The organism is Flavonifractor sp. An112, from assembly GCF_904377885.1.
Lineage (GTDB): Bacteria > Bacillota > Clostridia > Oscillospirales > Oscillospiraceae > Flavonifractor > Flavonifractor avicola.
Genome location: NZ_CAJFGT010000012.1, coordinates 28735 through 41909, shown reverse-complemented (window position 1 = coordinate 41909; position 13175 = coordinate 28735). Strand labels below are relative to the sequence as shown.

The window sequence follows — 13175 nt, the reverse complement described above, 5'->3', positions numbered from 1 at the left end:
GAAGGGGATGGTAAACAGCTCCGCCACGGGGGCGCCCTTCTCGATGGCGGCCCGGCACAGCTTGTCGTAGTCCAGAATCATCTGAATCATCTTGTCCTGGCGCTCGTAGCTGGAGTACCAGTCCACTTCCATAAAGCCGTTCTGCTGGAGGAAGTCCTCGCGGAGCATCTTGGCGGTCTCCAGGGTCAGCTGGTCGCCGGCGGACAGGGAGTCCTTACCAACCAGCTGCACGATCTCGTTCAGGCTGGCCTCCTCCTGGAGGATGGACATGGACTTGTCGCGGTTGACCATGAACTGGGGACCCAGGTGCTCGTCGTACCAGGGTTTCAGGGAGTCCAGGTACAGGGAGTAGGAGTTCAGCCAGTTGATGGCGGGGAAGTGGCGGCGGTAGGCCAGGGAGGCGTCCAGGGCCCAGAACACCTTGACGATACGCATGGTGGCCTGGGACACGGGCTCGGACAGGTCGCCGCCGGGCGGGGAAACGGCGCCCACGGCGGTCAGGGAGCCTCGGCGGTCCTCGTCGGAGCCGATGCACTCCACCATGCCGGCCCGCTCGTAGAACTGGGCCAGACGGGAGGACAGGTAGGCGGGGTAGCCCTCTTCACCGGGCATCTCTTCCAGACGGCCGGACATCTCACGCAGAGCCTCGGCCCAGCGGGAGGTGGAGTCGGCGATGACGGCCACATGGTAGCCCATGTCCCGGAAGTACTCGGCGATGGTGATGCCGGTATAGATGGAGGCCTCACGGGCGGCCACGGGCATATCGGAGGTGTTGGCGATGAGGACGGTCCGCTTCATCAGGGACTCGCCGGTACGGGGGTCCACCAGCTCGGGGAACTCCCGCAGCACGTCGGTCATCTCGTTGCCGCGCTCGCCGCAGCCGATGTAGACCACGATGTCCACGTCGGACCACTTGGCCAGCTGGTGCTGCATGACGGTCTTGCCCGAGCCGAAGGGACCCGGGATGGCGGCGGTGCCGCCCTTGGCCACGGGGAACATGGCGTCCACGATACGCTGGCCGGACAGCAGCGGGGTCTTGGGGGGATACTTGTGCTTGTAGGGGCGGCCCACACGGACGGGCCACTTCTGCACCATGGTGAGATTATGCTTCTCGCCCTTGTCGTCCACCAGCACGGCCACGGTGTCCAGCACGGTGAACTCGCCGGACTGGATGGACTGGATGGTGCCGCTCATCTTGGGGGGGATCATGATCTTGTGGAGCACCACGCTGGTCTCCTGGACGGTGCCGATGACGTCGCCGCCGATGACCTTGGCGCCAGGCTGGACGGTGGCGTTAAACTGCCACTTCTTCTCCCGGTCCAGGGCGGGGACTTCCACGCCGCGGGGCAGATTGTTGGAGCCCGCCTTCTTCATGATGCCCTCCAGGGGGCGCTGGATGCCGTCGTAGATGTTCTCAATAATGCCGGGGCCCAGCTCCACGGACATGGGGGCGCCGGTGGTCTCCACCACGGCGCCGGGGCCCAGGCCGGAGGTCTCCTCGTAGACCTGGATGGAGGCGGAGTCGCCGTTCATGGTGAGGATCTCACCGATGAGGCGCTGCTCGCCCACACGGACCACGTCGGCCATGTTGGCGTCGGTCAGTCCGGTGGCCACCACCAGCGGGCCGGAGACTTTCACGATTTTTCCGCTCAAATAGCTCAACCTTCTTTCTCGTCGGCGCAAACTGCACATCCTTCGCGTCCCCGTAAACGGGAACGCTCACTCGTTCCGTTGCGCCTCCTCCTCCCCGCCGGACCCACTTCGTTGGGCTCCGGCGGGGGTGCGGGCGGGTGTGGGCACCCGCCCCTACAGAGCAATGAAAGATCTGCGCGCGTAGAGGACGATGCCCACATCGTCCCATTTGACCCGTGCAGTCAGCAGTTAAAGAATATCCGCGCCCACGGCCCGTTCCACGGCGCTCTTGACGTTGGCCATGCCGATGCCCAGAGAGCCGTCCTTGCCGGGGATGAGGATGATGGCCGGGGTGAGCTCATCCTTGTACCGGGCCACCTCCGCCGTCATACCGGCGGCGTACTGCTCGGTGAGGTAGATCACCGCGTAATTTTCCTTGGCCAGCTGGTGGAGGGTCCCCTTGGCCTCCTCCACCGTTTCAGCGGGAAACACATCCAGCCCCAGGGCCTTGAAGCCCAGTACGCTGTCCTTGTCTCCCAGCACTGCGATTTTGTACTTAGACATTTGGCCGCTCCTTTCTCCGCGCCCCGTCACACTGACAGACCGCGGGAGCGGTCAAATGTGTGCGCATATGCCGCGCGCCGCCGCGGCACGCGCTCTTATCAAATGTTTGAACTTGTTCAAACATAGGCTTCACGCAGCCTTTCCCGGATGGTGTCCCCGTCCAGCCCCGCCATGCGGCCGGACAGAATGGTGCGGATGGCGGTGAACTCGTTCTCCCTGGCGTACAGGTAGCCGATCACCGCCTGCTCCCCGAAGGGGATGCGGCGGGCCTGGGCCAGATAGCCCATCACCGCGTTGTCGCACAGCCGCTCAAAAGCGGTGAGCTCCCCGCTGCCGGGGGCGGTGAGGGCGGCGCCTGCGGCGGCCGCCTCGCTGAGGGGGCCCGCCCGGAACAGGGCGGCCAGGTCGCTGCCCTTGCCGGAGGTGAGGGTGTGTACCTCCACGTTGCCGCCGGGGAGGAGCACCTGATTGAGGAAATCGTTGCCCTTGCCCATGCGGGCGGCCCGAACGGCGGAGCGCAGGTTGGTGGAATCAATGAGCAGGCGGACATACCCCTCCAGGAAGGGACTGCCCACGGCCTTGGCGGCCTCGCTCATCTCGGCGAAGTAGGCCCGGTCCAGCACGAAGTCGGCCAGCTGGGGGTCGTTGCCGCCATTGAGCAGCTCCCGGGCCTGGACAATGGCCTGCCGGAAGGGATCGGTGAAGTCCCGCAGGTTGTCCCGCTGGTAGGCCTCCTTGATCTGGGCGGCGGTCCAGCGACCGCCCTCCATCAGCAGCCGGTCGGGCTCAGCCCCTACGGCAGCGGCCTTGATGAGGGTCTTGGCGTTGTGGTAGTCGTATTTCATCTGGAACACGTCCACCAGCCGCTTGTCGGGCACCGCGCCCTTCAGCTCCTTGTACAGAGCGGCCCGGGCGGCGGAGAGCAGTTCGTCCAGCCCGGCATGGGTGAGGGCGGTCAGCTCCCCGTAGCCGCACTCGGTGAGGACCTTGGCCGCCTCGTCGTCGGTGCGGGCGTCCAGCATCCGCTCCATCCGCTCCCGGGTGAGGAGACGGTTCTCCATGGCCCGGATACGGGCGGATATGGTCAGATAGTCGGTATCTTTGATCTTAGCCAAAATGTTGCCTCCTTACTTGCAAGGAGCGCATCAGTCAAAGAGCACCTTGGCCACCTCGCGGTCCATTTCGCCCCGCTGGAGGCGCACCAGCGTCTCAAAGGTGCAGTTGACCTCCACGTCCCCGTCGCTGAGGATGAGGCCCCCCTGAATGGGGCGGGACTGCTCGGACATGGTCAGGTGTCCGTCGCCCAGCTTCTCGTTGGCCTGGGTAACCACGGCCTTGCCGTAGCGGGCGCGGTCCTTCTGGGAGAAGATGACCGCCTCCCGGCCGGTGGAGGAGGCCTTCACGGCCAGGTCGGCCAGCAGGTTCACATACTCCTTGTCGGGCAGGTTCACCAGCTTCTCCAGCGCCAGGTCGTAGGCCTTGGAGAGCATCTCCTGCTTGGCGGCCAGCTCCAGCTTGCGGGCGTCCAGCTGGGCCACGCTGGCCAGCCGCTCCACCCGCTCGTCGGCGTTGCGGCGGCCCCGGGAGATGATCTCCTCACTCTCCCGCTGGGCCTGAGCCTCATACCGGGCCGTGATCTCGTCGGCCTGACGGCGGGCCTCGGCGTTGATGTCGCCGATCTCCCGTCCGGCGTCGGCCGCGATGCGTCCGGTGATTTTTTCAATTCCGTCCATAGTCTACCTCTTGCTTAGAAGCCGAACATGATCATCAGGAAGGAGATGAGCAGAGACAGGATGGCGTAGAACTCCACGATGATACAGAGCACCATGCCCTTGGACCAGTCGTTGGGGTTCTTGGCCACGATGTTGATGGAGGCGGCGGCCACGCGGCCCTGAGCGATACCGGAGAGCAGACCGCCGAGAGCCATGGGGATGCAGGCGGCCAGGACGATGAGGCCCTGGGCGATGGTCAGCTCACCCACGGTGCCGCTGAACAGGCCCATCTTCATCAGGGCCAGGAAGCCGATGACCAGGCCGTACAGGCCCTGGGTGCCGGGGATAACCTGCAGGATCATACATTTGGAGAACTGGGAGGGGTCCTCGGCCAGCAGGCCGGCGCCCGCCTCACCGGCCAGGCCGGTACCCTTGGCGGAACCAACGCAGGCCAGGCCTGCGGCAAGAGCGGCGCCCAGGAAACCAAAGAACGCGCCAGCGTATTGGGTCAGAAATTCACCGAATGTCATGTTACTCTTCCTCCTTAATGTCGACATACTTTGTCGCAATGTTCAGGGGCCGCCAGGGGCGTCCGCCCTCTTCATAGAACTGCTTGAAAAATTCCAGGTATTGCAGACGGGACGTGTGGACGTAGGTGCCGATGACGTTCAGGCCGATGTTGAAGGCGTGGCCGATGATGAAGATGATGAAGAAGATGGGGATGCCGATGGCCGGGGGCATTCCGCCGCCGGGCATGGCGCCCAGGATGTTGAACACCTGGCCGATGACCGAGCCGGCCAGCATCATCACCATCAGACGGGAGTAGGAGAGGATGTCTCCGAAGTAGCCCGTCACGCCGTTGTACACCGCGCCGATGATGGCGGTCACCTTGCCGAAGCCCTTGGCCGTGCGGCCCTGGCCCAGCAGCATCAGGCAGCCGATGATGAGCACCACCGGGTAGCCCGCCACATTGCCGATGCCTGCGGCAAAGAGGCCGATACCCACAAAGATGACCCACCAGGTACCGATGTCCAGGATGGCGTCCACCACCTGGCCCCGGCGGCACAGCATCCAGAATTTCACCGCCATGCCTACCACGATCTGTACGAAGCCCACGGCCAGCGCAAAGACCAGCACGGTCATGGGGTCGCCCATGACGTTGAGCAGGGGACCGGGCACGCCCGTCACCCCGTCGGGCACCGACAGGAAGGGGATCACCGGCTGAGACAGGCCCAGCATACTGGTGAACTGAGCCAGGAAGTCGGAGAAGAAGCCGCCGGTGAAGAAGCCGATGACGGCAGAGGAAATGCCGCACATGATCATCAGCCGGATCAGCTGTCCGAAGCCCCCCTTGGGGTGGACCTTGTGGTTGATGAAGGCGCAGGCCCCCGCCAGGATCAGGCCGTAGCCCAGATCGGCGAACATGAACCCGAAGAAGAACACATAGAAGGGCATCATCAGCCCGTTGGGGTCCACGCCGTCATAGGCGGGCAGGGAGTACATTTCCGTAATGGTGGTCAGCGGCTCGGTGAGCTTGTTGTTCTTCAGCTTCACCGGCACCACCGGGTAGTCCTCCGGCGCCGGGTCCTGGGTCTCCCAGCAGCAGGTGTACTGCCCCAGCTGCTCCAGCAGCTTTTTCTCGTCGGGGACAGGCACCCAGCCCTCCAGGAAGAAGGCGGAGCTGCTGTCCAGCAGGCGGCAGCGGGCCTCCTCCCGGGCGATCTCCTGATCGGCCCGGTCCAGGCACTGCTCCAGCGCGCCCTTTTTGGAGGCGTATTCCCCCACTTGGGCGATGGTGGACTCCAGCTCTCGGGCGGCGTCGGCCAGCTGTTCATCCAGCCGCTTGTCGTTTTCCGCCGCCGTCCCCGTCCAGCCCCGCAGGGCCGCCCGGGAGAAACCGTACTCCTTGAGCACCGCCTGGCAGTCCTCCTCGGCGCTGCGGTGGCAGAGGAACACCAGATATTTCAGTTCGTTGTCCGCCCCCGCCCGCATGAGTTCATACAGGTCGGTGACCGCCCCCAGGGCTCCGTCCATGGCGTCCAGATCGGTAGACGCGGCCACGGTGCCGAAGGACACCGCCACCTCCGGCGTGGAGGCCGTCTCCAGGGGGATATCCAGCGCCAGCCAGGGAGCCAGCGCCAGCTTTTGAGTCCGCAGTTTGTTCTGCTCGGCGTACAGAGCCGAGATCTTCCGCTCCAGGGCTACCAGCTGCCCGGCGTCTGCCAGGCCGGTCCGGTAGGCCGCGTCGTCGAAGAGCTCTCCCTCTGTAATCACCGGTCTGGGGGTGAGGAGCCCGCCCTTCTGTTTGGGGCCGTACTTCTTCAGGGCTTTCAGGGCATTCTCCACGCTGGAACGGGCATCCCTGGCCTCGTTCAGCGCCCCGGTGTCCGGCCGTGTGAGGCTGGCCCAGTCGGGGTCGTCCTTGCGGTCCCCCGGCTCGTCGATCTCCACACAGCCCAAATGCTGAAGCAGCCGCAGCATGGACTCCCGCTCGGATTGCATTCCGATGAGCCGCAGCCGCTTCATTTTCACAATGGACATCAGTTCTTCACTACCCTTCTCACGATGCTCTCAGCGGCGTCGGCCAGACGGCCCTCCGCCTTGGCCCGCAGGGCGTCGCAGGCCTTCTGCGTCTGGGCATTGACCTCGGCCGCGTGCTTGGCCGCCGTTTCCTCCGCCGCCCGCATAAACTCACGGGCCTGGGCCTCGGCCTGAGCCCGGGCTTCCGCCAGCCGGGCCTTGCCAGCCCGCTCGGCCTCCGCCACGGTGCGCTTGGCCTCCGCCTGTGCTTCCGCCTTGCGCTGCTTGTTGGCCTGCTCGGCCTCAGTCACCTGCTTGATCGCTTCCAGAGACATACATTCACCGCCTTTCCCCATCTCTTGTCCCTCTGGACAATTTATCCGATGTTACTAGTCATGATACTTCAATTTGACCAAGATTGCAAGTTTAAAATATCGAGTTTACTTTTTGGTCTTTCTTTTTTTTAGCTGGTTTTGCCTAGTTTTTCTTTCCATATTTTTAGCTTCTTTATCCATTATGCCGCATTTTCCTCCTTTTTTTACCTAATTCATTTTTGTTAATTATTTAACATAAAAATTTTTTGTATATATTTTTTCTTTCAGGCCTTTTTCATACCTTGAGAACTGGGCAAAAAAACGGCGCTGCCGCGATGGTCGCGGCAGCGCCGTTGAGGGATGGATCCTATCAGTCGTCGCTGAGATAATAGGGTTTCATCAGGCTGGGCTGCTCGGTGGAGTCCTTCTGGCCGTTGGAGCGCAGCACGATCTCCGGCGGACGGCCGGCACGGCCTCTGCCGCCGTGCTTCTTCCGTCCGCTCTTGGAGGCGGGGGCGGGGGACTGGGCCGCCGTCTGCTTCCCTCTCTGGGCCTTGGGCTGCTTCTGGGGCGTCTTCTCCTGAGTGGCCTGCTTCTCCTTGGGCCGCTTTTCCTTCCGGTTCTCCGTCTTCTCGGACCGGGGAGCGGGCTTCCGGGAGGCCAGCAGCCGGGCGGTGGCATCCATAATGATATCGCTGGCCAGGGGATCGGGCCGGCGGAAATCCTCAAACGCCGGCTCGGGCGCAGCAGGGCGGGTGGGAGCGGTGGCTACCAGGGCCTCCTCCAGAGTGGCGCTGTTGCGCACCCCCCGCTTGGACTTCTTCTTTTTCTCCGGCTGGGCCGGGGCGGGCTGTTCCACCGCCTCAGCCGCTTTCTGGGCGGCCTTGGCCTTGCGCTCGGCAGCGGCGGCCTTGTTGGCGGCGTCCCGCTGGCGGCGCTTCTCCTTGGCGGCGGCCCGGGCCTCGGCGTCCTCCGGGTTGATAATCCGGCCCTTCTTATCCTTGGGCAGGGGCTCAAAGATCTCCATAGGCCAGGGGTGGTCCTCCACCACCGGGATGGCCTTGCCCAGCAGCTTCTGGATGCCCCTGAGCTCCTCCTTCTCGTTGATGTCGCAGAAGGAGATGGCGGTGCCGCCGTGGCCCGCCCGGCCGGTACGGCCGATGCGGTGGACGTAGGTCTCGGGTACATCGGGCAGGTTGTAGTTAAAGACGTGGCTCAGCTCCTCGATGTCCAGGCCCCGGGCGGCGATATCTGTGGCCACCAGGGCGGTGACCTTGCCGCTCTTGAAGTCGGCCAGAGCCTGCTGCCGGGCGGTCTGGCTCTTGTTGCCGTGGATGGCGGCGGCGGCGATGCCAGCCTTCACCAGATCCCCGGCCACCTTGTTGGCGCCGTGCTTGGTGCGGGTGAACACCAGGGCATTCTTCACGTCAGGCTCCAGGATCAGGGAGGCCAGCAGCTTGGTCTTGTTGCCCCGGTCCACATAGTAGAGCTTCTGGTCGATGACCTCCACCGGGGAGGACACCGGGTTCACCGCCACCTTCACCGGATTCACCAGCAGGGAGTCCACCAGCCCCTGGACCTCCGGGGGCATGGTGGCGGAGAAGAAGAGGGTCTGCTTCTTCTTGGGCAGCCAGCCCAGAATGCGGCGGACATCGTGGATGAAGCCCATGTCCAGCATCCGGTCGGCCTCGTCCAGCACAAAGACCTCCAGCCTGGACAGATCCACAAACTTCTGGTTGTACAGGTCGCCCAGGCGGCCGGGGGTGGCCACCAGGATGTCCACGCCCTTTTTCAGCTGCTCCACCTGGGGGTTCTGGCCCACGCCGCCGAAGATGACGGCGGAGCGGATAGGCAGGTGGCGGCTGTAGGCCACAATGTTCTCCTGGATCTGGAGGGCCAGCTCCCGGGTGGGGGTGAGGATGAGGGCCCGGATGCCCTTGCCCTTGCGGTCGCTGAGCCGCTGGAGGATGGGGGCAGCAAAGGCGCAGGTCTTGCCGGTGCCGGTCTGGGCGCAGCCCAGCACGTCCCGGCCTGCCAGAGCGGGGGGAATGGCTTTTTCCTGAATGGGGGAGGGGCGTTCATACCCCTGTTCGGCCAGCGCCTTCAGGATGGGCGCTTTCAGGCCGAGGTCCTGGAATGTCATGCGGTTCGTTCCTTTCGTTAGAAATGCCCCTTCCGCGCCGGGGGCACAAAAAATAAGACTGCCGCGCGGAGGCAGAAAAAACACGACGAAGCCCGCCGGCCAGCCGGCGGGCATTTCGTACATGATAGTTTACTGGAATATAGTATATCATTATTTCAAAAAAATACAAGGGGCGGTCAGCCCAGCCGGGCCACCACTGCCGCCACCGTCTGCTCCAGGGTGTTTCCCCCCGTCACATCCACCGTCAGGTCGGCGTACTTGCGGTACAGAGGCTCCCGGGCGGCGTACACGTCGGCCAGGGTCTGGCCGGGGGACATGGCAATGCCCCGGGTGGTGATGTTGCGGATGCGCCGCTCCAGCTCCTCCAGAGGCACATGGAGATACACCACCAGCCCCAGCTCCTTGAGGTGGCGGGCGGCCTCCTCCCGGCAGATGGCGCTGCCGCCGGGGGCAATGACGGTGCGGGTACAGTCCAGATCCCGGATGACGGCCTCCTCCACATCCAGGAAGGCCTCCACACCCCGCTGGTCCAGGATGTCCTGGAGCAGGGCGCCCTCCCGCTGCTGGATGAGCAGATCGGCATCCACAAAGCGATAGCCCAGGGTCTTGGCCAGCAGCACCCCCACGGTGCTCTTGCCCGAGCCGGGCATTCCGATCAAGGTAACGTTTTGATACTCCACAGCGGGGTCATCCTTTCCCATGTCATGATCTTTGCCAGTATATCAAATCTTTTCCCCGGTTGCAAGGAAAATCGCCCCTTTTTCTGAACCTGGCGGTTTCCTATTTCCTCTCAAAAAAGTGCTTGCAAAAATCGAACATATGTTGTATACTGAACGCGAACAAAAGTTCTAATCCTGCGTCGGGAACTTTTTGCCGCTCTGCGCCGTCAGAAAAGTACAAGGGTCCTTACAAAGTACGTTTTATAGGACACCTTATCCCGTATACTGGGATCAAACGCCGGAACAACAGGAGGGAAACGGTATGGAGACCATTTATCTGAATCTGGACGCCAGACGGATTACAGGATACGCAAACGAGTCGGACCAAAAGGCCTGCGTAGGTCAGGAGACGGTGTGCTATACCGTGCTGCCCCGGCGGAAGCCCGCCCGGCCTGAGGGAAAGGTGCTGGACTTTGAGGCCTGCCGCCGGGCCCTGGAAGGGGAGCCTGCGGCAGAAGAGATCCCGGAGGAGATTCCCGCGCCGGAGGAGGAGGCCCGGCCCCGCCGCCGGCTGGACCTGGCCCTGGCCGCCGATCTCATCGCGTCGGCGGGGATGCTTACCGCCGTGGCGGCGGTGGCGGTCCGGTTCTTCCTGGGGTAATCAAAAACAGAACGCAGGACACCCAAAGGATGTCCTGCGTTTTTGTTGTGGTTATGGAATCCACAAAACCGGCCCTTCGGGTCGGCGGCGCTTTTGCGCCGTTCGAGCGTTTTGGCCTTTGGGCCAAAACCTCGGCGCAGGCGGAATTTATTTCCGCCGAGCATTTCAAATTCTCACGGAATCCAGAAAAAGAAAGAGACAGGACATATGTCCTGTCTCTTTCTTTTTCTGGAGCAGGTGACGAGGCTCGAACTCGCTACCTCCACCTTGGCAAGGTGGCGCTCTACCAGATGAGCTACACCTGCAAGCGACGGATGTTATTATAGCAATCCGTGCCGCCAATGTCAAGGGAATTTTTCGATTTTTTTATTTTTTCTTTTCAGGCCTCCTGGTCTGTCCACTGATAGCCCATTTCAGCCATTTGGGCCGCCGTCCAGGTCTTGCCGGTGCTGCGGCTTAGATCCACCCACACAGTCTGTCCGTTGCGGTCCACCTGGTTGAAGAAGTGGGGCTGACCCTGCAGGGTACCCTCTATGATCTGACCCTTCAGCCCCAGGCCGTCGCACAGCAGCTGGAAGGCCAGGGCCAATCCCTCTTCGTTGGCTCCCTGCCCCACCAGAGCGTCCCAGGCGGTAGCGCCGCCGGTCTTCAGGTCTACCTGAACCACATTGGGCAGCGTCCCCATCAGCAGATCCAGCCGCCGGCTGGCGATCTGGTGCTGGATGGGGGTGAGGATGGCCGCCGACTGCTCCTGGAGCTGCTGGCGCTTCCGCTGGAGGGCCGTGGGCTCCTCCGGGTAGTCCAGCAGGATCTCCACGATGCGCTGAGTGCCGGTGTCGGTTTTGGGATAGAGCTCCACCGAGCACTCCGGCATCCCCAGCGCGGCGGCAGGGGTGTCGTAGTAGGCCTGCCGTACCTGCTCCTCCACCGCGGCGGCATCCCCGGTGAAGTAGCCCACCCGCAGGGCAAGCTCGGTCTTGAAGGCTGACAGGGCCTGGACCGCCTCCTCCCGGATGGCGCTGGTACCGGTGATGTTCACCAGATTGCTCACCTGCTCGGGGGAACGGCGGTAAGAGATGGTGATGGTGGCCTCATAGGTGGTGATGATGGTGGTATAGTCGTTCTTGATGAAGTCCACCGCGTAGGCCCCCAGGGGGTCGTCCTTGGCCACCTCCAGGCAGGCCCGGTTCAGGTCGGCCTCCACGTCGCCGTTATAGTCGGTGATCTGGATAACGCCCTCCTCCACCCCCTGGGAGACGAAAAACAGTATGCCGTTGACCAGCTCGGAATAGGTGCTGGCCTTGATGGTAGACTCATTTTCCCCCAGAACAGGATGCTCCGCGTGGGGCTCCACCACCGTATAGGCCTGCCCCGACAGGGAGCACCCGCCCAGCAGCAGGGCCAGGCTCAGGGCCAGGGCCGGTATGCACTTTTTCACAGGCCCCGCCCCCTTTCTTTCCTCAAAAGCCCAGGTCCTCGTCAATCAGTACGACCTCGGTACGTCCGATGCCGTTGGATGCCTGCCACAGCACCGTCATGCCCCGGCACAGCCGCTCGGGGCTGTTGCAGTCGTAGCACTTGTCCCCCTTGACGGCGCAAGGGGTCTTACGCTGGAGGCGAATGGCGTTTTTGGGGGAGGCCACATTGCGGGCCCGCCACACCGCCCCGTCATAGTCGGGGGAGAGCTTGTTGCGGCCCACCACCAGATAGAGCTCCTCATGGCCGAACACGGTGGAGGCAATGCGGTTGCCCACCCCGTCGATGTTCACCATCTCGCCGGTCTCCGCCAGGCCGTTCACCGAGCACAGGTAGACCTGGGTAAAGGCGGCATCCTCCTTGCGGCTGCCCTCCCAGTGGGAGACCACGGTGTTGTGGGCCTTGAGCCGGTCCAGAAGGCCCATTTCCCGGACGGTCACCGAGCCGCCGATGCCGATGGTCCTGCCGTCCAGCTTGCCGTCCAGATAGTCCGCGGCCTCCGCCGCTGTGGCGAAGCAGGACACGGCGTAGCCCCGCTTCTCCAGGTTGGCTTTTACCTTGGTGAAATCCGTCATGGAAACCCTTCCTTTCTCTGTGGGAGCCAATTAAATATCATCCTTGCTGTAGGTGCGGAAGCCCTCGCCCAGTACGTCGTGGGCGTCGCACACAATGAGGAACGCCCGGGGATCGATCTCGTTGACCTTCTCCTTCAGGGGGACGATCTCCTTCTGCTTAAAGGCCACCATCAGCACCTTTTTCTCGTCGCCGGAGTAGGCTCCCTCACCGTGGAGGATAGTGGCTCCCCGGTCCATGGCCATCACCGCGTCGGTGATCTCCTTGCAGGAGTCGCTGATGATATAGGCCACCTTGGAGCTGTCCATTCCGTAGAGCACCATATCCATCACCTTGGAGGTGATGAACAGGGACACCAGACCGTACAGGGCGCTCTCCACCTTGCCAAAGGCGATGGCGGCCAGCACGATGACAATGAAGTCGGGGATGAGCACCAGGGTGCCCATAGGCAGCCAGGCAAACTTCAGCTTGAGCAGCCGGGCGATCAGGTCGGTGCCGCCGGTGGTGGCTCCCTTGGCGAACACCAGACCGATGCCCGCCCCCAGCAGGGCCCCACCAAAGATGGCCGCCAGCATGGTATCCATGGGCGGGAACTGATAGATCATATCCATCACGTCGATGGCAAAGGAGCTGAAGGTCATGGCGTACAGAGAGGACACCAGCAGGTGGCCGCCGATGAACTTCCACCCCAGAAAGAAGAGGGGCACATTCATCACAAACACCGTGGTGCCCACCGGCAGGACGGGGATCAGGGCGTTGAGCACCTGGCCCAGGCCGGTCAGGCCGCCCATGGCCACCAGATTGGGGGCGTAGAAAATGTTGTACGCCAGGGCGTAGAGCAGGGAGCCCAGGGTAATGACCGCATAGCTTTTCACATAATAGCTGAGGGTGTGTTTCAACGGGTATTCCTCATTTCTCTTC

13 protein-coding genes and 1 tRNA gene are annotated in these 13175 nt (G+C 63.0%); 1 reads left to right on the top strand and 13 read right to left on the bottom strand.

The genetic code is table 11. From position 1 onward, the window contains the following. The 9 genes from IHN22_RS03190 to IHN22_RS03150 form a co-directional block, all read right to left on the bottom strand. On the bottom strand, window positions 1-1653 hold a 1653-nt coding region (locus IHN22_RS03190; RefSeq protein WP_191433399.1), incomplete at its 3' end, for a V-type ATP synthase subunit A. Window positions 1654-1881: 228 nt separating this feature from the next. Continuing rightward, complete coding sequence (locus IHN22_RS03185) at window positions 1882-2196, bottom strand: V-type ATP synthase subunit F (protein ID WP_191433397.1); 315 nt, start codon at window positions 2194-2196, stop codon at window positions 1882-1884. Window positions 2197-2312: 116 nt separating this feature from the next. Next, window positions 2313-3311, bottom strand: a complete 999-nt coding sequence (locus IHN22_RS03180; protein ID WP_087399848.1) for a V-type ATPase subunit — start codon at window positions 3309-3311, stop codon at window positions 2313-2315. Between the two features lie 30 nt (window positions 3312-3341). Next, the gene (locus tag IHN22_RS03175; protein ID WP_087189194.1) at window positions 3342-3929 is read right to left on the bottom strand and encodes a V-type ATP synthase subunit E; all 588 of its coding nucleotides are present in this window, start codon (window positions 3927-3929) and stop codon (window positions 3342-3344) included. A 14-nt stretch (window positions 3930-3943) separates the two neighbouring features. Next, the gene (locus IHN22_RS03170; protein WP_087189193.1) at window positions 3944-4438 is read right to left on the bottom strand and encodes a V-type ATP synthase subunit K; all 495 of its coding nucleotides are present in this window, start codon (window positions 4436-4438) and stop codon (window positions 3944-3946) included. Between the two features lies 1 nt (window position 4439). Continuing rightward, window positions 4440-6449: a V-type ATP synthase subunit I gene (locus IHN22_RS03165; RefSeq protein ID WP_191433395.1), complete on the bottom strand. Its 2010-nt coding sequence runs from the start codon at window positions 6447-6449 to the stop codon at window positions 4440-4442. Further along, a complete protein-coding gene (locus tag IHN22_RS03160; protein WP_087189191.1) occupies window positions 6449-6763 on the bottom strand; it encodes a V-type ATPase subunit subunit G family protein in 315 nt (104 codons plus the stop codon). The genes IHN22_RS03165 and IHN22_RS03160 overlap by 1 nt, the downstream gene beginning before the upstream one ends. Before the next feature lie 349 nt (window positions 6764-7112). Continuing rightward, window positions 7113-8885, bottom strand: coding sequence for a DEAD/DEAH box helicase (locus tag IHN22_RS03155; RefSeq protein WP_191433394.1), 1773 nt, complete (start codon window positions 8883-8885; stop codon window positions 7113-7115). A gap of 176 nt (window positions 8886-9061) precedes the next feature. Beyond that, the gene (locus tag IHN22_RS03150) at window positions 9062-9586 is read right to left on the bottom strand and encodes a shikimate kinase (protein WP_087399845.1); all 525 of its coding nucleotides are present in this window, start codon (window positions 9584-9586) and stop codon (window positions 9062-9064) included. A 280-nt stretch (window positions 9587-9866) separates the two neighbouring features. Between IHN22_RS03150 and IHN22_RS03145 the strand changes: the two genes are divergently transcribed. Next, a complete protein-coding gene (locus IHN22_RS03145) occupies window positions 9867-10205 on the top strand; it encodes a hypothetical protein (protein WP_191433392.1) in 339 nt (112 codons plus the stop codon). Window positions 10206-10434: 229 nt separating this feature from the next. Here the strand turns inward: IHN22_RS03145 and IHN22_RS03140 are convergent. The 4 genes from IHN22_RS03140 to IHN22_RS03125 all read right to left on the bottom strand — a co-directional run bounded on the left by IHN22_RS03140 (window position 10435) and on the right by IHN22_RS03125 (window position 13153). Further along, window positions 10435-10510 (bottom strand) — tRNA-Gly (locus IHN22_RS03140). A gap of 74 nt (window positions 10511-10584) precedes the next feature. Continuing rightward, window positions 10585-11643 carry a hypothetical protein gene (locus IHN22_RS03135; RefSeq protein WP_300985338.1) on the bottom strand — a complete coding sequence of 353 codons (1059 nt, stop codon included), beginning with the start codon at window positions 11641-11643 and terminating at the stop codon, window positions 10585-10587. 22 nt (window positions 11644-11665) lie between these two features. Further along, on the bottom strand, window positions 11666-12256 hold the full coding sequence (locus IHN22_RS03130; RefSeq protein ID WP_191433390.1) for a lactate utilization protein: 591 nt from the start codon (window positions 12254-12256) through the stop codon (window positions 11666-11668). A gap of 30 nt (window positions 12257-12286) precedes the next feature. Beyond that, entirely contained in the window at window positions 12287-13153 is an 867-nt protein-coding gene (locus IHN22_RS03125; RefSeq protein WP_191433389.1) for a YitT family protein, read from the bottom strand. Between the last annotated feature and the right edge of the window lie 22 nt (window positions 13154-13175).

What these genes read in the sequence shown, in the direction of transcription:
- IHN22_RS03155 (WP_191433394.1), bottom strand. Translation starts at nt 8,885, where the DNA reads ATGACATTCCAGGACCTCGGCCTGAAAGCGCCCATCCTGAAGGCGCTG.
- IHN22_RS03160 (WP_087189191.1), bottom strand. Translation starts at nt 6,763, where the DNA reads ATGTCTCTGGAAGCGATCAAGCAGGTGACTGAGGCCGAGCAGGCCAAC.
- IHN22_RS03175 (WP_087189194.1), bottom strand. Translation starts at nt 3,929, where the DNA reads ATGGACGGAATTGAAAAAATCACCGGACGCATCGCGGCCGACGCCGGA.
- IHN22_RS03170 (WP_087189193.1), bottom strand. Translation starts at nt 4,438, where the DNA reads ATGACATTCGGTGAATTTCTGACCCAATACGCTGGCGCGTTCTTTGGT.
- IHN22_RS03145 (WP_191433392.1), top strand. Translation starts at nt 9,867, where the DNA reads ATGGAGACCATTTATCTGAATCTGGACGCCAGACGGATTACAGGATAC.
- IHN22_RS03165 (WP_191433395.1), bottom strand. Translation starts at nt 6,449, where the DNA reads ATGTCCATTGTGAAAATGAAGCGGCTGCGGCTCATCGGAATGCAATCC.
- IHN22_RS03185 (WP_191433397.1), bottom strand. Translation starts at nt 2,196, where the DNA reads ATGTCTAAGTACAAAATCGCAGTGCTGGGAGACAAGGACAGCGTACTG.
- IHN22_RS03150 (WP_087399845.1), bottom strand. Translation starts at nt 9,586, where the DNA reads ATGGGAAAGGATGACCCCGCTGTGGAGTATCAAAACGTTACCTTGATC.
- IHN22_RS03130 (WP_191433390.1), bottom strand. Translation starts at nt 12,256, where the DNA reads ATGACGGATTTCACCAAGGTAAAAGCCAACCTGGAGAAGCGGGGCTAC.